Annotated in this window: 19 protein-coding genes; 11 read left to right on the top strand and 8 right to left on the bottom strand. The window is 67.2% G+C overall.

Annotated elements, in window-relative coordinates; translation table 11 throughout:
• Positions 1–52: 52 nt before the first annotated feature.
• Positions 53–616: a response regulator transcription factor gene (locus tag CKW06_RS09630; protein ID WP_005409063.1), complete on the bottom strand. Its 564-nt coding sequence runs from the start codon at positions 614–616 to the stop codon at positions 53–55.
• The gene (locus tag CKW06_RS09635; RefSeq protein ID WP_005412965.1) at positions 613–1,839 is read right to left on the bottom strand and encodes an ATP-binding protein; all 1,227 of its coding nucleotides are present in this window, start codon (positions 1,837–1,839) and stop codon (positions 613–615) included. Before CKW06_RS09635 ends, CKW06_RS09630 begins: the two co-directional genes overlap by 4 nt.
• A 114-nt stretch (positions 1,840–1,953) precedes the next feature.
• Between CKW06_RS09635 and ispG the strand changes: the two genes are divergently transcribed.
• The 3 genes from ispG to CKW06_RS09650 all read left to right on the top strand — a co-directional run bounded on the left by ispG (position 1,954) and on the right by CKW06_RS09650 (position 4,797).
• Positions 1,954–3,219 carry a flavodoxin-dependent (E)-4-hydroxy-3-methylbut-2-enyl-diphosphate synthase gene (gene ispG, locus CKW06_RS09640; protein ID WP_005409065.1) on the top strand — a complete coding sequence of 422 codons (1,266 nt, stop codon included), beginning with the start codon at positions 1,954–1,956 and terminating at the stop codon, positions 3,217–3,219.
• The gene (locus CKW06_RS09645; protein ID WP_005409066.1) at positions 3,200–3,949 is read left to right on the top strand and encodes a phosphatase PAP2 family protein; all 750 of its coding nucleotides are present in this window, start codon (positions 3,200–3,202) and stop codon (positions 3,947–3,949) included. The genes ispG and CKW06_RS09645 overlap by 20 nt, the downstream gene beginning before the upstream one ends.
• Before the next feature lie 200 nt (positions 3,950–4,149).
• Complete coding sequence (locus CKW06_RS09650; RefSeq protein ID WP_005409067.1) at positions 4,150–4,797, top strand: response regulator; 648 nt, start codon at positions 4,150–4,152, stop codon at positions 4,795–4,797.
• Between the two features lie 287 nt (positions 4,798–5,084).
• Here the strand turns inward: CKW06_RS09650 and eda are convergent, their stop codons facing one another.
• The 5 genes from eda to zwf all read right to left on the bottom strand — a co-directional run bounded on the left by eda (position 5,085) and on the right by zwf (position 11,085).
• On the bottom strand, positions 5,085–5,744 hold the full coding sequence (eda, locus tag CKW06_RS09655; protein WP_005409068.1) for a bifunctional 4-hydroxy-2-oxoglutarate aldolase/2-dehydro-3-deoxy-phosphogluconate aldolase: 660 nt from the start codon (positions 5,742–5,744) through the stop codon (positions 5,085–5,087).
• A 206-nt stretch (positions 5,745–5,950) separates the two neighbouring features.
• A complete protein-coding gene (gene edd / locus CKW06_RS09660) occupies positions 5,951–7,867 on the bottom strand; it encodes a phosphogluconate dehydratase (protein ID WP_024958625.1) in 1,917 nt (638 codons plus the stop codon).
• Between the two features lie 58 nt (positions 7,868–7,925).
• Positions 7,926–8,648 carry a 6-phosphogluconolactonase gene (gene pgl / locus CKW06_RS09665; protein WP_024958624.1) on the bottom strand — a complete coding sequence of 241 codons (723 nt, stop codon included), beginning with the start codon at positions 8,646–8,648 and terminating at the stop codon, positions 7,926–7,928.
• Entirely contained in the window at positions 8,645–9,652 is a 1,008-nt protein-coding gene (glk, locus tag CKW06_RS09670) for a glucokinase (RefSeq protein ID WP_024958623.1), read from the bottom strand. Before glk ends, pgl begins: the two co-directional genes overlap by 4 nt.
• Positions 9,649–11,085: a glucose-6-phosphate dehydrogenase gene (zwf, locus tag CKW06_RS09675; RefSeq protein ID WP_010484333.1), complete on the bottom strand. Its 1,437-nt coding sequence runs from the start codon at positions 11,083–11,085 to the stop codon at positions 9,649–9,651. The genes glk and zwf overlap by 4 nt, the downstream gene beginning before the upstream one ends.
• Positions 11,086–11,437: 352 nt before the next feature.
• Here zwf and CKW06_RS09680 point away from each other — a divergent pair, with 352 nt between their 5' ends.
• Positions 11,438–12,520: an ABC transporter ATP-binding protein gene (locus tag CKW06_RS09680; protein ID WP_024958622.1), complete on the top strand. Its 1,083-nt coding sequence runs from the start codon at positions 11,438–11,440 to the stop codon at positions 12,518–12,520.
• Between the two features lie 127 nt (positions 12,521–12,647).
• On the opposite strand, the gene ygfZ is transcribed toward CKW06_RS09680, so the two are convergent.
• Positions 12,648–13,523, bottom strand: a complete 876-nt coding sequence (gene ygfZ, locus CKW06_RS09685) for a CAF17-like 4Fe-4S cluster assembly/insertion protein YgfZ (RefSeq protein ID WP_024958621.1) — start codon at positions 13,521–13,523, stop codon at positions 12,648–12,650.
• A 39-nt stretch (positions 13,524–13,562) separates the two neighbouring features.
• On the opposite strand from ygfZ, the gene CKW06_RS09690 reads away from it, so the two are divergent.
• From CKW06_RS09690 to CKW06_RS09720, 7 genes are all read left to right on the top strand, one after another.
• Positions 13,563–13,733 (top strand): DUF1674 domain-containing protein, encoded by a 171-nt coding sequence (locus CKW06_RS09690; protein ID WP_005409075.1) that lies wholly within the window; start codon positions 13,563–13,565, stop codon positions 13,731–13,733.
• A 56-nt stretch (positions 13,734–13,789) separates the two neighbouring features.
• Complete coding sequence (gene sdhC / locus CKW06_RS09695; RefSeq protein WP_024958620.1) at positions 13,790–14,182, top strand: succinate dehydrogenase, cytochrome b556 subunit; 393 nt, start codon at positions 13,790–13,792, stop codon at positions 14,180–14,182.
• Positions 14,179–14,565 carry a succinate dehydrogenase, hydrophobic membrane anchor protein gene (gene sdhD, locus CKW06_RS09700; protein WP_024958619.1) on the top strand — a complete coding sequence of 129 codons (387 nt, stop codon included), beginning with the start codon at positions 14,179–14,181 and terminating at the stop codon, positions 14,563–14,565. Before sdhC ends, sdhD begins: the two co-directional genes overlap by 4 nt.
• A 31-nt stretch (positions 14,566–14,596) precedes the next feature.
• Positions 14,597–16,387, top strand: a complete 1,791-nt coding sequence (gene sdhA / locus CKW06_RS09705) for a succinate dehydrogenase flavoprotein subunit (RefSeq protein ID WP_024958618.1) — start codon at positions 14,597–14,599, stop codon at positions 16,385–16,387.
• Positions 16,388–16,453: 66 nt separating this feature from the next.
• Positions 16,454–17,239, top strand: coding sequence for a succinate dehydrogenase iron-sulfur subunit (locus tag CKW06_RS09710; protein WP_005409079.1), 786 nt, complete (start codon positions 16,454–16,456; stop codon positions 17,237–17,239).
• A gap of 98 nt (positions 17,240–17,337) precedes the next feature.
• Positions 17,338–17,586, top strand: a complete 249-nt coding sequence (locus tag CKW06_RS09715; RefSeq protein WP_004153155.1) for an FAD assembly factor SdhE — start codon at positions 17,338–17,340, stop codon at positions 17,584–17,586.
• The gene (locus tag CKW06_RS09720; RefSeq protein ID WP_032964741.1) at positions 17,537–17,986 is read left to right on the top strand and encodes a hypothetical protein; all 450 of its coding nucleotides are present in this window, start codon (positions 17,537–17,539) and stop codon (positions 17,984–17,986) included. Before CKW06_RS09715 ends, CKW06_RS09720 begins: the two co-directional genes overlap by 50 nt.
• Positions 17,987–17,999 lie beyond the last annotated feature (13 nt).

The raw sequence follows: 17,999 nt of genomic DNA on the forward strand, positions 1-17,999 counted from the left end.
AGCGGACGGGTTGGCGGCCAGCGGCCGGCACTACCATGAAGGGCGTGGTGCCTCAGCGGCTCGGGTCGCGTTCCGGGCTGGGCCGCTTGGCCAGCTTGCGCTGCAGCGAGCGCCGGTGCATGCCGAGCAGGCGCGCGGCTGCCGACACGTTGCCGCCGGTCTCGTGCATCGCCTGCTGGATGTGTTCCCACTGCAGGCGGCTGATCGGTGTCATCGCGTCGGGCACTTCCATTTCGCCATCGTCGGCCGGGCCGTCATCCTCCTCGCCCAAAGCGCGAAGGATCATCGGTACCGTGGCTGGCTTGGGCAGGTAATCGTCCGCACCGAGCTTGATCGCTTCCACCGCGGTGGCGATGCTGGCGTAGCCGGTCACCAGCAGGATGCGCATGTCCGCGCGCAGCGCACGCAGCGGCTGGATCAGCGCCAGGCCGGAATCGCTGCCCAGCTTCAGGTCGATCAGGGCGAACGCGGGTGGGTGCTGGCGCGCCAGTGCCAGCGCGCTGGCGGCATCCTGCGCGGTCTGCGTTTCAAGCCCCTTGCGGGCCAGGCTGCGCTGCAGGGTGCGCAGGTACAGTTCGTCGTCGTCGACCAGCAGGCCGAGGGTTGAGGCGCTCATGGGGTTTCCTCGCGTGGGGCCAGCGGCAGGCGGAAGCCGACGCGGCTGCCGGCCCCCTGGGCCGGGCGCATCCACATCTCGCCGTCGAGGCGTTCGATCGTGGCATGGGACAGGGCCAGGCCGACCCCCATGCCTTCACTCTTGCTGCTACCGAACAGCTTGCCCGGCAGCACCGCGGCGCGCGCGTTGAAGCCGTGGCCGTAGTCGCGTACTTCGCCGATCAGATCGTCGCCTTCGATGCGCAGGTCCAGGTCCACGCGCGGCCGGCCGGCCTGTTCGCCGGCATCGGCGGCATTGTTGAGCAGGACCATCAGCAGGTGGCCCACGCCCGGGTCGAGCGGCAGCCGCAGCGGCGCATCATCGTTGCGGTGCAGGTCGATGGTCGGTCGCACCAGGCGCCATTGCTCCAGCACCTGCTGCGCGCTGGAATGGCTGCGTCCGGGCGCATCGGCCGAGGCCGGTGCGGCCAGCGCCAGCACGCGCTCACGGCACTGCACCAGCAGCTCGCGCAGGGTTTCCATGTCCTCGCGCACTTCCGGCTCTTCACTGCGTTCGGCCACGTCGTCGGCGAGCAGGGTCATGGTTGCCAGCGGCGTGTTCAGTTCATGCGCCACCGAGGCGGCATGGGTGGCCAGGGCGACGATGCCCTCGTTGCGGGCGAAGCGTTCGCGCAGGGCCGAGAGTTCCAGTTCGCGCTGGCGCAGCGCCAGCGCCAAGCGGGTGGAGAAGGCCAGTACGACCGCCGCGGAAATCAGGAAATTGGCGACCACGCCCCAGCGGTTGAGGTCCTGCGCGCGGAAATAGCCGTCCGGCAGGGGCTGGCCGAAGATGCCGCTGGCGGCGTAGCCGAGCAGGCAGGCCAGCGCGACCGCCAGCGCCCAGCGCAGGGGCAGGGCGAACGCGGCCAGTGCGATCAGGATCAGGAACAGCGAGCTGAACGGATTGGCCATGCCACCGCTCCAGCCGACCATCCAGGTCAGGATGATCACGTCCACCAGGATGTGGCCGAATGCAGTCAGCGGTGCGGTGTCGGCCGCTTCCGGGCGCAGCTGGGTATAGATGTTGAACAGGGCCAGCACCGCCACGCCGGCCCACAGCGGCAGCTGCGGCAACGGCAGCCCCAGCACCCAGGTGGCGACCAGGATGGTGGCGGCCTGGCCGCCTACTGCAAGCCAGCGCAGGCTGCACAGGGTTCGGAGAAACGGGGCGTCGGGACCGGTCATTCACGCTCATCGTATGCGTTCGCGCGTGACCGTGCCTGCGACAATCGGCCGCAGCCGTGCCGCCGGCTGAATGCGAGTCACCCCGAATGCAGGGCCGGGCGGTAGAATGCGCCCATGCACGACGCCGTCACCCGCCCGACTCCGCCCTCCGATGCCACTGCCTGGCCGCGCCGCCAGACCCATGCCGTCCAGATCGGCGGAGTCACCGTGGGCGGAGGCAAGCCGGTGGTGGTGCAGTCGATGACCAACACCGACACCTCCGACGTCGCCTCCAGCGTGAAGCAGGTGGCCGAGTTGTGGCGTGCCGGTTCGGAGATGGTGCGGCTGACCGTCAATACCGTGGAAGCCGCTGCGGCGATCCCGCGCATTGTCGACAAGCTGGCGATGATGGGCATCGACGTGCCGCTGATCGGCGATTTCCACTACAACGGCCACCAGCTGCTGACCGCCGAACCGGCATGTGCCGAAGCACTGGCCAAGTACCGCATCAACCCGGGCAACGTCGGCTTCGGCAAGAAGAAGGATCTGCAGTTCGCCCAGCTGATCGAATTCGCCATCCGTTACAACAAGCCGGTGCGCATCGGCGCCAACTGGGGCTCGCTGGACCAGGCCCTGGCGGCGAAGCTGATGGACGAGAACAACCTGCGCGAACAGCCCTGGGACGCCGGCCGCGTGCTGCGCGAGGCGCTGATCCGCTCGGCGCTGGATTCGGCCGAGCAGGCGGTGGAGCTGGGCCTGCCGCGCGATCGCATCGTGCTGTCGGCCAAGGTCAGTGGCGTGCAGGAGCTGATCGCGGTGTACCGCGACCTGGCGCAGCGCTCCGACTTCGCCCTGCACCTGGGCCTGACCGAGGCCGGTATCGGCAGCAAGGGCATCGTGGCATCGTCCGCGGCGCTGGGCGTGCTGCTGCAGGAAGGCATCGGTGACACCATCCGGATCTCGCTGACCCCGGAACCGGGCCAGTCGCGTACGCAGGAAGTGATCGTCGCCCAGGAACTGCTGCAGACCACCGGGCAGCGTGCCTTCACGCCGCTGGTCACGGCCTGCCCGGGCTGCGGCCGCACCACCTCCGAGTTCTTCCAGGAGCTGGCCAAGGTGGTGCAGAACCACGTGCGCGAGAAGATGCCGCTGTGGAAGATCCATCACCCGGGTGCGGAGAACATGACCCTGGCGGTGATGGGCTGCATCGTCAACGGACCGGGTGAGTCGCGCCATGCCAACATCGGCATCTCGCTGCCGGGCACGGGTGAGACGCCTGCGGCACCGGTGTTCGTCGATGGCGAGAAGAAGGTGACCCTGCGTGGCGACAACATCGCCCAGGAGTTCGTCGCCCTGATCGACGATTACGTCGAACACACGTATGTCCGAAGCGCCGGATAAGCCTGCGATCCTCGCCGCACCGGAGTCCGCCTCCGGCTTCCGCCACTGGATGGCGCGCAACGCCTGGCGCCTGGTCCTGTTGTTCGGTGGCGTGCTGCTGCCGTTGGCAGGCTTTGTTGCCCTGGCGGACGAAGTGCACGAGTTTGAATCGTTCCATTTCGACGCGCCCCTGCTGTGGCAGATGCATGGCCTGCATTCGCCGTGGCTGGACCGCTTCTTCGTGCTCATCTCGAAACTGGGCTACGAGTGGTTCCTGATCCCGGCCGACGTGCTGATCATCGGCGTGCTGCTGGGCTACCGGCGCTGGCGCGAGGCGACCTTCGTCGCGGTCAGCTTCGTAGGGTCGGCGCTGCTGAACATGGGCAGCAAGCAGTTCTTCCAGCGGCAGCGCCCCAGCCTGTGGGAATCGATCGCGCCGGAATCGACGTTCAGCTTCCCCAGCGGGCATGCGATGGGTTCGATGACCCTTGCCGTGACCTTGGTACTGCTCGCCTGGAACACCCGTTGGCGCTGGCCGGTACTGATGCTGGCACCCGCGTTCAGCCTGCTGGTAAGCGTGTCGCGGGTCTATCTGGGGGTGCATTACCCCTCCGACATCCTGGCCGGATGGTGTGCCGCGCTGGTTTGGGTGGTAGGGTGCTATCTGGTCATGTTCAGTCGCCGGCACCCTTGGCGACGTCACGGCCCGCCGCCAGCGAAGGCCAGCGAAGCACCAACACAGGGGGTTTGACGTGGATGGCCCTTGAGGGACGTCTACGTGATAGATCAGTTGTTTCGTTGCAGCAGGTTCTGCAAGACAGGGGGCAAGCACAACGCGCGGTACTGTGATGCGCAAGGCAGATCGCCGATGCCGCATTCCGGACGCGCTTGCAGGGTATCGGCACCCTGCCTAGCTTGACCTGCAATGGCCGCATTCGAAGAGGTACATGAATGACGATTCGAGTCTACCTGGTGGATGACCACGCGCTGGTCCGCACCGGTATGAAGATGATTCTGTCGGGGGAAACCGACATCGAGGTGGTGGGCGAAGCCGAGACCGGCGAAGACGCGCTGCGTGAAGTCCGCCAGCTGCTGCCGGATGTGGTGCTGTGCGACCTGCACCTGCCGGGCGTGAGCGGCATGGAAGTGACCGAGCGCATCGTCCGCAGCCACCGCAATACCCGCGTGGTGATCGTGTCGGTACTGGAAGACGGCCCGCTGCCCAAGCGCCTGCTCGAAGCCGGTGCGGCCGGTTACATCGGCAAGGGCTGCGATGCGCAGGAACTGCTGCGTGCGGTGCGTGATGTGGCGGCCGGTCGTCGCTACCTGGGCACCAGCATCGCGCAGAATCTGGCGCTGTCGACAGTGGAAGGCAATGGTTCGCCGTTCGACAACCTGTCGCCGCGCGAGCTTGAGGTGGCGCTGTTGCTGACCCAGGGCCTGCGCCAGGAAGACATCGCGCGGCGCCTGAGCCTGAGTGCGAAGACGGTGAACACGCACAAGGCGCGGCTGTTCGAGAAGATGGGGATCCACGACAACATCGCGCTGGCGCGGATGGCCAGCCAGTACGGGTTGGTGGATCCGGCACGGCCGCTGTAAGGGGTCCGGCCAACGGCTGAGCCCCTCTGCGCAGGGGACGCCGTGAATCCATCCCTGGAGGCTCGGGCGCGCCATCCATGGCGCTTACGCCCCTGCGCAATCCCTCCGCAGGGCCACGGACGGTTTCCGTGCGCCGCCACTGCGGAATGAAGAAGGAAGAGCAGGAGCGGGTCGCGCGCTTTGCGCACTCGTCGCCCGGGGTCGGATCCCTTTCCCGGTGGGAAAGGGCTCTGACCCCTGATGATGCCGGAGCCGAGCGTGGGCTCGGCTCTGCACCTTTGTCGGGCTCAGTGGCCGCGTACGCGCTGGATGATCTTGGCGGCGTCTGCGGCGCTGGCGCGCACCTTGTCCCATTCGCCGTTGGCGATCCAGTTGCCCGGCACCATCCACGAACCACCGATGCAGACCACGTTCTTCTGCTCGAGGTATTCGGCGGCGGTGTTCTCGGTGATGCCGCCGGTCGGGCACAGCTTCAGGTCCGCCACCGGGCCGGCCAGTCCCTTGATCATTGCCAGGCCACCCACAGCCGTGGCCGGGAACAGCTTGCACACGCGGAAGCCGCGGGCGTAGAGCGACAGCAGCTCGGTCGGGGTGGCCGCACCCGGCACCACCGGCAGCGGTGCGGCGGCCAGTGCATCAGCCAGTGCCGGCGGCGTACCCGGGGTCACCAGGAAGTCCGCACCCGCATCGATCGACTGCTGCATCTGCTCCACGGTCAGCACCGTACCGGCACCCACCACCACGTCCGGCAGCTCGCGCTTGAGCATCGCCAATGCTTCCATCGCCACTGGCGTACGCAGGGTCAGCTCGATCGCCGGCAAGCCACCTTCCAGCAGCGCCGCACTGACCGCCCGCGCCTGGTCCAGCGTATGAATCGTCACCACCGGCAGGATGCCCGCCGCACGCAACAGCTCCGCCGCCTTCACCTGATGTTGTTCGATACCCATGCTTTTGCCCTTGCCTTTTGCTCTTCTTGATTCAGTGGCCGCAGCGCAAATGACGCGCCGGGAATTGTCCAAGGGCAGTAGAGCGCCCTGGCCGGGACCGTGAGCGGCATGGATGCCGCGACCGAGCCCCCATGGATGGGTTTACGGCGTGTCCCGGCCAGGGCGCTCTACTGCCCAGGCCGGGAAGCCTGCCGCGGCTTTTCGCTTCAGGCGTCTTTTGCCTCATGCGGCGCCGCCGCCGCCGCGGCATCGTGCCCCAGCTCATATTCCGCGTCATACTCCCACGGCCCGCCATCAGCCGCCGCCGGCCCGCACGAAATCGAAATCGCACCCTGATCAGCCGGACCCACCACGCGACGGTTGATCGCGAACAGGTTGCGGCCCAGATCATGCGCAGCCGGTGCTGTGTTCGGCGCCAGCGGACGTGCCGCCCATTCGGCCGCGTCCACCAGCACTTCCAGCGTGCCAGCCTCGCCATCCAGGCGGATCATGTCGCCCTCGCGGACCTTGGCCAGCGGACCGCCGCGTGCCGCTTCCGGCGTCACGTGGATCGCCGCCGGAATCTTGCCCGAGGCGCCGGACAGGCGACCGTCGGTGACCAGCGCCACGCGCCGGCCCTGGTTCTGCAGCAGGCCCAGCAGCGGCGCCAGCGAATGCAGTTCCGGCATGCCGTTCGCACGCGGGCCCTGGTAACGCACCACCGCCACGAAGTCCTGCGGCAGCAGGCCACCGGCGTGCAGCTTGTTCAGCACCTGCGGTGCATCGACCACCACGGCCGGCGCTTCGATCGTGCGGTACTGCGGCTTTACCGCCGACAGCTTGATCAGCGACTTGCCGAGGTTGCCGCGCAGCAGGCGCAGGCCGCCCTGGTGCTCGAACGGATTGTCGACGCCACGCACCACTTCGTCATCGGCGCTGCGTTCCAGGCCCGGCAGGTAGACCAGCTGGCCATCGCGCAGCTGCGGTTCGCGTGCGTAGTCGGCCATGCCGCCGCGCGCCACGCTGACCAGATCGCCGTGCATCAGGCCCGCCTTGATCAGCTCGCCGAACACGAACGCCGGGCCGCCAGCGGCCGCGAAGCGGTTCACGTCGGCCTCGCCGTTCGGATAGACGCGGGCCAGCAGCGGAATCAGCTGCGACAGTTCGTCGAAGTCGTCCCAGGTCAGCACGATTCCGGCGGCACGCGCCACCGCGATCCAGTGGATGGTGTGGTTGGTCGAACCGCCGGTGGCCATCAGCGCGATGACCGCGTTGATGATCGCGCGCTCGTCGATGATCCGGCCCAGCGGACGGAAGTCGTCGCCCAGTGCGGTGATGTCCAGTGCACGTTCGGTCGCTTCGCGGGTCAGCGCGTCGCGCAGCGGCGTGCCCGGATTGACGAACGACGCGCCCGGCAGCTGCACGCCCATCGCCTCCAGCAGCACCTGGTTGGAATTGGCGGTGCCGTAGAAGGTGCAGGTGCCGGCGCCGTGGTATGAGGCGGACTCGGCTTCCAGCAGCTCTTCGCGGGTGGCTTCGCCGGCGGCGTAGCGCTCGCGCACTTCCGCCTTCTGCTTGTTGGGGATGCCCGGGGTCATCGGGCCGGCCGGCACGAACACCGCCGGCAAGTGGCCGAAGGCCAGCGCACCGATCAGCAGGCCGGGTACGATCTTGTCGCACACGCCGAGGTAGACGGTGCTGTCGAACATATCGTGGCTGAGCCCGATCGCGGTCGCCTGCGCGATCACATCGCGCGAGAACAGCGACAGTTCCATGCCGCCGCGGCCCTGGGTGACGCCGTCGCACATCGCCGGCACGCCGCCGGCCACCTGTGCGGTAGCACCGAGCTCGCGGGCGATGTCGCGGATCTGTTCCGGATAGGTCTCGAACGGCTGATGCGCCGACAGCATGTCGTTGTAGGCGGTGATGATGCCGAGGTTCGGCGTCACCCCGCCACGCAGGCGGCTCTTGTCGGTGCCGCCGCAGGCGGCGAACCCGTGGGCGAGGTTGCCGCAGCTCAGGCGGCTGCGGAACGGGCCCTCGCGCAGGGAGGCGTCGATCGCGGCCAGGTAGGCGGCACGCGAGGCGGCGCTGCGGCGGATGACACGCTCAGTGATGGCTTGCAGTTGCGGATGGAGGCTCATTGGCTACCGGCGTTCGTGGTGGCGAGAGGCAAGCGGCGGCACGGCGCCGCCGCCGACATCAATCAGCCCAGTGGACGCGCAGGCGCGCGCCTTCCAGGTTGATCGCGTTGAGGATCGGGTACTGCTGGGCGTCGTTGCTGTCCAGTGCCTGGCGCAGCACCTGCAGCTTCTGCTTGCCCCGCAGCAGCAGCAGGCGCTGGCGGCACTGGCGCAGGCCGTGCGGGGTCAGCGTGATGCGCAGCGGCCACTGGTTCGCGCCCGGGCAGCCGGTGGCATCCAGTGCCGCGTAGGGCAGGGTGCTTTCCAGTGCACGGGCCAGGTCCCTGGAGCCCGGGAACAGCGAGGCGGTGTGGCCATCGTTGCCCATGCCCAGCGCCACCAGGCTCGGCGGCTGGCTGTGCTGGGCCTGCAGGTTGGCGGTGTAGACGCATTCCGGCAGCGGCTTGCCGATCCGTACCAGCGGATCGAAATGCGCACCTTCGGCGCGCTTGAGCAGGTTCTCGCGTACCAGCCAGGCATTGCTGTCGCGATCCTGCGGCGACAGCCAGCGCTCGTCGGCCAGGCTCACTTCCACCCGGTCCCAGTGCACGTCCAGTTCGGCCAGCGCCTGGTAGACCGGCGCCGGCGTGGTGCCGCCAGACAACAGGATGCGGGCGCGGCCCACTTCGTTGATGTCGTGGTTGAGGGTCTGCGCCATCTCGGCGGCCACCGCCTCGATCCAGCCATCGGCATCGCCGTGGTTGATGAATTCGATGCGATCGTCGTGGAAGGTGGGGCTCATGCGGCAACTCCAGGTACGTCACGTTCGGCGTCGGCGGCATAGGCGGCGGCGCCCAGCAAGCCGGCGTGGGGGTGCATCACGGCCAACGAGGGAACCCGTGCCATGATCGAAGAGAACCGCCCCTTGTGTTCGAAGCGCTGGCGGAAACCGGAGTGCTGCAGCGAATCGAGCATCTTCGGGGTCAGGCCGCCGGTCAGGAATACGCCGTCCCAGGCACCCTGGGTCAGTACCAGGTCGCCAGCGATGGCGCCGAACACCGCGCAGAACACATCCACGGTGCGCATTGCCTGCGGATCACCGTGCAGGGCACGGGCGGTCACGTCCACCGGCTGCAGCTGGCCGGGATCGATACCGGCCATCTCGCACACGGCGCGATGGATGTTGACCAGGCCGGGGCCGCAGATCAGGCGCTCATTGGAGACGCGGCCGAACTGCTCGGAGAGGATTTCCAGGATGCGGATCTCCTCCGGGGTTCCCGGCGGGAAGCTGACATGGCCGCCTTCGGTTTCCAGCGGGTAGCAGCGGCCATGACGCAGGATCAGGCCGCCGACACCCAGGCCGGTACCCGGCCCGATCACCGCGTAGTTGCGCGGCTGGCCGGGCTTGCCCGGGACCCAGGCAGCGCCGCCGACCTGGACCACGTCATCGGGCTGCAGCAGCGAAATCGCCATTGCCTGTGCGGCGAAGTCGTTGATCAGGTGCAGCTCGTTGAAACCGAGCATCGCTGCGGTGCGGCTGCGCGAGATCACCCACGGATGGTTGGTGATGCGCGCTTCGTCACCATCAACACGCCCGGCAACCGCGAACACGCCGCGGCTGGCGGTGGCACCGATCTGTTCCAGATGGTGGCGCGCAGCATCACCCAGCGACGGGAACTCCGCTACCGCGTACTCGCGGATGCTGTCCTTCTGCAGTGGTGCGTCCTGCGAGGTGTCAGCCAGGGCGAAGCGAGCGTTGGTGCCACCGATGTCGGCGACCAGCACCGGCTGCGAGCTGGCACTCATGCCGACGCTCCGCTGTCCGGCGCGTCCACGCCCTGCGGCAGGAACTCGCCGGCATTGCTCGGCCCCCATTGGCCGGCGGGGTAGGGCTCCAGCGGCAGCTTGGCGTCCTTCCAGGCGTCGGCGACGCTGTCGATCCAGGCCCACGCTGCACGCACTTCGTCGTCGCGCACGAACAGCGTGTGATTGCCGTTGAAGGCATCCAGGAACAGGCGTTCGTAGGCGATGCGGCGGTGCAGGCCGGTCGGCACCGACAGTTCCAGTTCCAGTGGATGCAGTTCCAGCGCGCCCCATTCCGGGCCGGCCAGGCTGCTCATCAGGCCCAGTTCGATGTTTTCCTGCGGCTGCAGCTGGAACACCAGGCGGTTCGGCGCGGCTTGCGCGCGCTGTGGGCGCTCGAACAGCCAGTGGGTGACCGGCTTCAGCGTGACCACCACGCGGGTGGTGCGCTCGGGCAGGCGCTTGCCGGTGACCAGGTGGAACGGCACGCCGCTCCAGCGCCAGTTGTCGATATGCGCAGTGACACCGGCGAAGGTTTCCACGTCGCTGCCTTCCGGCGGCTGGTAGGCCTGGGCCGGCTGGCCGTTGATGGTGCCGGCGGTGTAGCGGCCGCGGATGCTGTCACGCGCGGCGTGCTTGGCATCAAGCGGACGCAGGGCGCGCAGCACCTTGACCTTCTCGTCGCGGATGCGGTCGGCTTCCAGTGAGGCCGGCGGTTCCATCGCCACCATGCACAGCAGCTGCAGGATGTGGCTCTGCACCATGTCGCGCAGCGCGCCGGAGCGGGCGTAGTAGGCGTCACGGCCGTCCACGCCTTCGCTCTCGGCCACCAGGATGTGCACCGATTCGATGTAGTTGCGGTTCCACACTGCTTCCAGCAGCGTGTTGCCGAAGCGCAGCGCGATCAGGTTCTGCACCGCGGCCTTGCCCAGGTAATGGTCGAGACGGAACACGCGGTCCTCGTCGATCCACTGGCCGATGGTGCTGATGATTTCCTCGGCGCTCTCGCTGTCGCTGCCGATCGGCTTCTCCAGCATCAGGCGTGCCGGTGCGGCGAGCGCACCGCCCTTGGCCAGGCCTTCGCAGGTGGAGATGTACAGGCCCGGCGGGATGGCCAGGTAGCTGACGCACTTGCGGTGCACCAGGTCGGAGACCGCGGCGGCAACCGAGTCGACGTCGCGCAGGTCCACCGAACGGTAGTCGATGCGGCGCAGCAGGGCGCTGATGTCGTCCTGCGTGGCCATCGGCATGGCCTGCTGCAGGCGCGGCCGCAGGATGTCATGGAAGGCTTCGGTGTCATGCCCGGACAGGGCCAGCGCACGGATGCGGAAGTCCTCCGGCAGCAGGCCGTCGCCAAGCAGGCGAAGCAGCGAAGGGAACAGGTAGCGCTGGGCCAGATCACCTGTGGCACCGAACAGGAAGAGGGTGTCGTGCATCGCTCGAGTTTCAGATCCGGGTGACATCGTTGTCAATCGCTTCATGGCTGGGTTCGGGGGACATCCGCGCAACTGCCTGTCCGAGGTTCGTCGGGGGCGGTCTCCGGGGTACTGGAAGACCGTTCCATTCGAAACCACTACCTCGGCGGAACCTTCGTTCAATCGCCGACGCAGATCGGTGCGCACCGATCATCGGATAGTGCCACGTGAAAACGTTTACATGGCAGAATGGGCAACTGTATTCGATTGCAGTGCTCGCCGTCATGCGGCAGGCGCGCAATCATCACTGCCATCGGGAGGGCCGAGGCAGTCCCAAAAGACAGCCCGGCTTCGGGCGGACCGGATAGGTGATATGGCAAAAGTGCAGTTGCAGGGTGTGCGCAAGGTCTATGACAACGGCCAGGTCGCGGTGAAGGACGCCAGCTTCGAGGTCGCCGATGGCGAGCTGATGGTGCTGGTCGGACCGTCCGGCTGTGGCAAGTCGACCCTGCTGCGGATGGTGGCCGGCCTGGAGGAGATCAGTGGCGGCACGCTGACCATCGGTGACCGCGTGGTCAACGACGTGGCGCCGAAGGATCGCGACATCGCCATGGTGTTCCAGAGCTACGCGCTGTACCCGCACATGACCGTGGCCGAGAACCTGGCCTTCGGCCTGAAGCTGCGCGGCCATGACAAGGCGACCATCGACAAGCGCATCGCCGAAGCAGCGCAGACCCTGGGCCTGACCGAGATGATGGACAAGCTGCCCAAGGCGATGTCCGGTGGCCAGCGCCAGCGTGTTGCGCTGGGCCGGGCGCTGGTGCGCGAGCCGGCGGTGTTCCTGCTCGATGAGCCGCTGTCCAATCTGGATGCCAAGCTGCGCCACAGCGTGCGTACCGAAATCGCGCAGCTGCACCGCAAGCTGGGCACCACCATGATCTACGTGACGCACGACCAGGTTGAAGCGATGACCCTGGGCCAGCGCATCGTGGTGCTGAAGGACGGCATCATCCAGCAGATCGATACGCCGATGGCGCTGTACGACCGCCCGGCCAACCTGTTCGTGGCCGGCTTCCTCGGCAGCCCGGCGATGAACGTGCTGCGTGGCACGCTGCAGGGCGATGCCGGTGGCGTGACCGTGGTCGACGGCGAGTGGCGTGCACCGCTGGGCCAGGCCACGATCGATCCGGCTTGGCTGCAGAAGCCGATTGCGGTGGGCGTGCGTCCGGAACACCTGCAGCCGGCGGCCACCGATGATGCGCATGGGTTCACCGCGCGCATCGAAGGCATTGAACCGGTCGGCAACGAAATTTTCGTCAATCTGAGCAGCGGCCAGCATGCGCTGACCATGCGCGTGGCGCCGCAGACGCTGCCGGCGGTGGGCGAGCAGATCCGCGTGGCGATCCACCCGCAGGGCCTGCATTTCTTCAGCGCGGAAACCGGCGAGCGCCTGTAAGGGGTAGGGCCGGCCGCTGGTCGGCTATCTCAACCGTGCTTGGTTGCCGGCCAGCGGCCGGCACTACCATTTCAGGCGTGCGGACCAACGGTCCGCACCCACCAGTGCAGATCCCCACCAACCTGCTTCAGCGTGCCAATCCATCCAGCAACGGCACGCGCTGCGCGATGGCATCACCCACCTGCAGGTCAGCATCACCGGCCTCCAGTGGCAGCACCGCCAGTGCCAGGTCGCCGGCCACGCAGGCGATCGTGCCCAGCGCCGCGCCGTCCTGCTGCACGCCATCGCCGGCCTGCGCCGGTGCCGCGGTATGCAGCAGCTGCACCGCGCGCTTGGCCTTGCCGAGGAAGTGGGTGCGGGCGACGATTTCCTGGCCGGGATAGCAGCCCTTTTTCACGCTGTAGCCGTTCAGACGGTCCAGGCCCAGCTGCTGCGGGGTCCACACCTCGCGCTGGCCTTCTTCCAGCCGCGGCAGCCCGTAGCGCAGGTCGGCCTGGCGCCAGGCCAGGGCGAAAGCGGCCTCATCGGTTTCGCTGCCGGCCGCAAAGGCATCGGCGGCGCCGATGCGCAGGGTGCGCGGCAGGGCATCGCTGCCCAGGTCCAGTTCCCAGCCATCACCTGCGGCCTGCGCAATTGCGGCGCCGCTGGCGGCCTCCGGCGCAGTGAATGCCCCGGCCGCCGCCAGATCATCGCGCACCAGCACCTTCACCTTGCGGCGGAACACGAAGCGCTGCAGTTGCGGCGCAATCGCATCGGCATTGCCGTCGGCCAACACCAGCAGCACGTGGTCTTCGGCCAGCCGCAGCAGCTGGAACACTGCCAGGGTGCGGCCCTTGGCGCTCAACCAGGCGCTCCACTGCCAGTGCAGCAGGGGCAGGGCGGTGACGTCGCTGCTGAACTGGGCGTGGGCGAAAACGGCCGCATCCGCGCCCTGCAGGCTCAGCAGCTGGTGGCCGGGCAGGCGCGGATATCCGACGAAAGCAGGGGGCAGGTTGTCAGGCACGTGAACGAGGTCTAAAATTTGTGCGTTGCGAGACCGAACATGATAGGCCAAACAACCCCCACTCCCGACGACGAATCTGAAGCCCCGCTGGTCCCCGCGGCACCCGTGCCCGTGGAACAGGAAAAAGCAGAGGAATTCGGCGGCCGCGGCGGACTTGATCCGGTGCGGTACGGCGATTGGGAGAAAAACGGACGCTGCATCGATTTCTGATCAGCATTGAGCCAACGCGGCCGCGTGCCGCCCAGCCGAGACAACGAGCCCAGCGAATGGCGACCAGACAACGCCCACTTTCCCCGCACCTTCAGGTGTATCGCTGGCAGATTCAGATGGCCACCTCGATCCTGCATCGAGCCACTGGCGTCTTTCTGTCTGTTGGTGCCCTCATCATCGCCGCCGGCCTGCTGGCCCTGATGATGGGGCCCGAGTCCTGGAACTGCTTCACCGGCCATGCCGGGGCCTGGTATGGCCGCGTGTTCCTGTTCGCGTGGACATGGTCGTTCGCCTATCACCTGTGCAATGGCATCCGCCATGTGGTGCAGGACTTCGCCATCGGCTTCAGCATCCCCGCCTTCATCCGCAGCAGCTGGCTGTCGGTCATCGGTAGCCTGGTGATCACCCTGCTGGTGTGGGCCTATGTGATGTTCGGAGGTGCCGCGTGAGCAAGTTCCGTACCCCGTTGAAGAGCGTGCGCGGCCTGGGCTCGGCCAAGACCGGCACCGAGCACTTCGTGCACCAGCGCCTGACCGCCGCCGCCCTGGTGGCGCTGGGCATCTGGTTCCTGGTCTTCGTGCTGAGCCTGCTGGGCTCGGACTACGCGACCGCCGCCGCTGCCGTGGCCAAGCCGTGGAATGCCGTGCCGCTGATCGGCCTGCTGATCGCCATGTTCTGGCACGCGCAGCTCGGCATGCAGGTCGTGCTGGAAGATTACATCCACGAATCGCTGCTGGCCCTGGTGCTGCAGACCGCGGTGAAGTTCGTCGCCGTGCTCGGCATGATCGTCAGTGTGTTTGCGGTGGGCCGCATCGCCCTCGGCGTTGCCTGAGCCCAGGCACCAACACAGGAATCCAGATTAGATGTCCGCTTACAAGATCACCGAACACAAGTACGACATGGTCGTGGTCGGCGCCGGCGGTGCCGGCCTGCGCGCCACGTTCGGCCTGGCCGCCAAGGGCCTGCAGACCGTGTGCCTGACCAAGGTCTTCCCGACCCGTTCGCATACCGTTGCCGCCCAGGGCGGTATCTCGGCCGCGCTCGCCAACATGGGCGAGGACGACTGGCGTTACCACTTCTTCGACACCATCAAGGGTTCGGACTGGCTGGGCGACCAGGACGCCATCGAATACATGTGCCGTGAGGCCATCCCGGCCATCATCGAGCTCGAACACTACGGCGTGCCGTTCTCGCGCACCGCCGAAGGCAAGATCTACCAGCGTCCGTTCGGTGGCATGACCACCAAGTACGGCGAAGGCCCGGCGGCGCAGCGTACCTGCGCGGCGGCCGACCGTACCGGTCACGCGATGCTGCACACCCTGTACCAGCAGTCGCTGAAGCACGACGCGCGCTTCATGATCGAGTACTTCGCGCTCGACCTGATCTTCGACGATGAAGGCGCCTGCCGCGGCGTGCTGGCCCTGGACATGTCCGACGGCACCCTGCACCTGTTCCGCGCCCAGGGCGTGGTGCTGGCCACCGGCGGCTACGGCCGTGCCTACTTCAGCGCCACCTCGGCGCACACCTGCACCGGCGACGGTGGCGGCCTGGCCATGCGTGCCGGCATCGCCATGCAGGACATGGAGTTCGTGCAGTTCCACCCGACCGGCATCTACGGCGCCGGCTGCCTGATCACCGAGGGTGTCCGCGGTGAAGGTGGCATCCTGCGCAACAGCAGCGGCGAGCGCTTCATGGAGCGCTACGCACCGCACTACAAGGATCTGGCCTCGCGCGACGTGGTCAGCCGTTCGATGACCATCGAGATCCGCGAAGGTCGCGGCGTCGGCGAGCACAAGGACCACATCCTGCTCGACCTGACCCACCTCGGCCCGGGCGTGATCGACGAGAAGCTGCCGGGCATCGCTGAAAGCGCCCGCATCTTCGCCGACGTCGACGTGCACAAGCAGCCGATTCCGGTCATCCCGACCGTGCACTACAACATGGGCGGCATCCCGACCAACTACCACGGCGAAGTCGTGCGCAAGGTCGGCGACAACCCCGATGCCGTGGTGCCGGGCCTGTACGCCATCGGCGAAGCGGCCTGCGTGTCGGTGCACGGCGCCAACCGCCTGGGCTCGAACTCGCTGCTGGACCTGGTGGTGTTCGGTCGTGCGGTGGCCAATCGCTGCGCCGAGACCATCAAGCCGGGCGCATCGCACAAGCCGCTGCCGGCCGATGCCTGCGACAAGGCGCTGGGCCTGCTGGACAAGCTGCGCCACGCCAACGGCGATACCCCGACCTCGGTCATCCGCGATCGCATGCAGCGCACCATGCAGGCCGACGCGGCGGTCTTCCGCACCAGCCAGACGCTGAAGGAAGGCTGCGAGAAGATGGACAAGATCTTCGACTCGTTCCAGGACGTGAAGGTCTCCGACCGTTCGCTGGTGTGGAACTCGGACCTGATCGAGACCTACGAGCTGAACAACCTGCTGCTCAACGCGGTGGCGACGATCAACTCGGCCGAACAGCGCAAGGAAAGCCGCGGCGCGCATGCGCACGAGGACTTCCCGGACCGCGACGACGTCAACTGGCAGAAGCACACCCTGGTCAGCGTCGACGAGAAGGGCAAGTGCAGCTTCGACTACCGTCCGGTGCACATGTACACGTTGACCGACGACGTGTCCGTAGTGCCGCCGAAGCCGCGCGTGTACTGATCCGACCCCGCCTACCATGCAATCCGCGCCCACGGGCGCGGGCCGCCTGAGCCAACGAGAGCAGCCATGGCCGAGTTTTCACTCCCCAAGAATTCCAAGATCACGAAGGGCAAGCACTTCCCCGTCAAGAACGGCGGCAAGAACGTGCGCACCTTCAAGATCTACCGCTGGAGTCCGGACGACGACAGCAACCCGCGCACCGATACCTATGAAGTTGATCTGGACGCCTGTGGCCCGATGGTCCTGGACGCCCTGATCAAGATCAAGAACGAGATCGACCCGACCCTGACCTTCCGCCGCTCCTGCCGCGAAGGTATCTGTGGTTCGTGCGCGATGAACATCGACGGCACCAACACCCTGGCCTGCACCCGAGCCATCTCGGACTGCGGCAAGAAGGAAGTGCCGATCTACCCGCTGCCGCACATGAACGTGGTCAAGGATCTGGTTCCGGACCTGACCCACTTCTACGCGCAGTATGCGTCGATCAAGCCGTGGATCCGCACCCAGACCCCGGCACCGCCGGACCGTGAGCGCCTGCAGTCGCCGGAAGACCGCAAGAAGCTGGACGGCCTGTACGAGTGCATCCTGTGCGCCTGCTGCTCGACCAGCTGCCCGAGCTACTGGTGGAACGGCGAGCGTTACCTGGGCCCGGCGATCCTGCTGCAGGCCTACCGCTGGATCATCGACTCGCGCGATGAGGACACCGGTGCGCGCCTGGACGATCTGGAAGATCCGTTCAAGCTGTACCGCTGCCACACCATCATGAACTGCGCCCGGACCTGCCCGAAGGGCCTGAACCCGGCGCTGGCGATCGCCGAGATCAAGAAGCTGATGATGGAACGCCGCGCCTGATCGGCTCTGGCCGTACCCGGTACAGCCGCGCCACGCGTGGCTTTGCCACCCCAGTAGAGCCACGCCATGCGTGGCTTTGCTGTATCTGGAGAAACATGATGGAAGAAGACGTTCTGCTGAAGAAGCTGCGCTGGCGCTGCCGTCGCGGCATGCGCGAGCTGGACCAGCTGTTCGGCCGTTACCTGGACCGTGAATGGAGCACTGCGCCGACCGAAGAGCGCGAGGTTTTCCTGTTCCTGCTCGACTGCGAGGACGATAAGTTGTGGCGCTGGTTCATGGGCTATGAGGCCTGCCCGCATGCGCACGCGATCCCCCTCATGCAGAAGATCCTCGCCCTCAAGCCTTGAGTGGCGCCCCTCGCGGCTGCAGGCCGCCGCCCAGTTGGCGGTGCTGCTGGCTGCGCCCTGGCTGCTGCGCGCATCGGATCTGCCTTCACGGTTGCTGATGCCCGCGGTGGTGCTGGCCTGGGTCATCGGGTTGGCTGAACTGGCCTGGTGCCAGCGCAGGCCACGCGTGCAGGTGCTTCTGCCGGTACCACCCGAGCCGCTGCAGGTGGCCGGGCAGGACGCCGATGCACCACAACTGATCGTGCGTGGCCCATGGCTGTTGTTGCTCTGGCGTGAGGATAGGCGCCGCCGGCGCCTGCTGTTCTGGCCGGATGTGCTCGATTCCGGGCAGCGACGTGAACTGCGACTGGCCGTGGCCGCACGCGGCGTTTCCCGTAGGCCCCGGTCGATGGCACCATAAGCTGAATTGACCG

Origin of the sequence: Stenotrophomonas maltophilia (assembly GCF_900186865.1) — a bacterium.
In the GTDB taxonomy this organism is placed as follows: domain Bacteria; phylum Pseudomonadota; class Gammaproteobacteria; order Xanthomonadales; family Xanthomonadaceae; genus Stenotrophomonas; species Stenotrophomonas maltophilia.

Excerpts from the sequence above, each read along its gene's own strand:
- CKW06_RS09630 (WP_005409063.1), bottom strand. The coding sequence starts at position 616 with ATGAGCGCCTCAACCCTCGGCCTGCTGGTCGACGACGACGAACTGTAC.
- CKW06_RS09635 (WP_005412965.1), bottom strand. The coding sequence starts at position 1,839 with ATGACCGGTCCCGACGCCCCGTTTCTCCGAACCCTGTGCAGCCTGCGC.
- ispG (WP_005409065.1), top strand. The coding sequence starts at position 1,954 with ATGCACGACGCCGTCACCCGCCCGACTCCGCCCTCCGATGCCACTGCC.
- CKW06_RS09645 (WP_005409066.1), top strand. The coding sequence starts at position 3,200 with ATGTCCGAAGCGCCGGATAAGCCTGCGATCCTCGCCGCACCGGAGTCC.
- CKW06_RS09650 (WP_005409067.1), top strand. The coding sequence starts at position 4,150 with ATGACGATTCGAGTCTACCTGGTGGATGACCACGCGCTGGTCCGCACC.
- eda (WP_005409068.1), bottom strand. The coding sequence starts at position 5,744 with ATGGGTATCGAACAACATCAGGTGAAGGCGGCGGAGCTGTTGCGTGCG.
- edd (WP_024958625.1), bottom strand. The coding sequence starts at position 7,867 with ATGAGCCTCCATCCGCAACTGCAAGCCATCACTGAGCGTGTCATCCGC.
- pgl (WP_024958624.1), bottom strand. The coding sequence starts at position 8,648 with ATGAGCCCCACCTTCCACGACGATCGCATCGAATTCATCAACCACGGC.
- glk (WP_024958623.1), bottom strand. The coding sequence starts at position 9,652 with ATGAGTGCCAGCTCGCAGCCGGTGCTGGTCGCCGACATCGGTGGCACC.
- zwf (WP_010484333.1), bottom strand. The coding sequence starts at position 11,085 with ATGCACGACACCCTCTTCCTGTTCGGTGCCACAGGTGATCTGGCCCAG.
- CKW06_RS09680 (WP_024958622.1), top strand. The coding sequence starts at position 11,438 with ATGGCAAAAGTGCAGTTGCAGGGTGTGCGCAAGGTCTATGACAACGGC.
- CKW06_RS09690 (WP_005409075.1), top strand. The coding sequence starts at position 13,563 with ATGATAGGCCAAACAACCCCCACTCCCGACGACGAATCTGAAGCCCCG.
- sdhC (WP_024958620.1), top strand. The coding sequence starts at position 13,790 with ATGGCGACCAGACAACGCCCACTTTCCCCGCACCTTCAGGTGTATCGC.
- sdhA (WP_024958618.1), top strand. The coding sequence starts at position 14,597 with ATGTCCGCTTACAAGATCACCGAACACAAGTACGACATGGTCGTGGTC.
- CKW06_RS09710 (WP_005409079.1), top strand. The coding sequence starts at position 16,454 with ATGGCCGAGTTTTCACTCCCCAAGAATTCCAAGATCACGAAGGGCAAG.
- CKW06_RS09715 (WP_004153155.1), top strand. The coding sequence starts at position 17,338 with ATGGAAGAAGACGTTCTGCTGAAGAAGCTGCGCTGGCGCTGCCGTCGC.
- CKW06_RS09720 (WP_032964741.1), top strand. The coding sequence starts at position 17,537 with ATGCGCACGCGATCCCCCTCATGCAGAAGATCCTCGCCCTCAAGCCTT.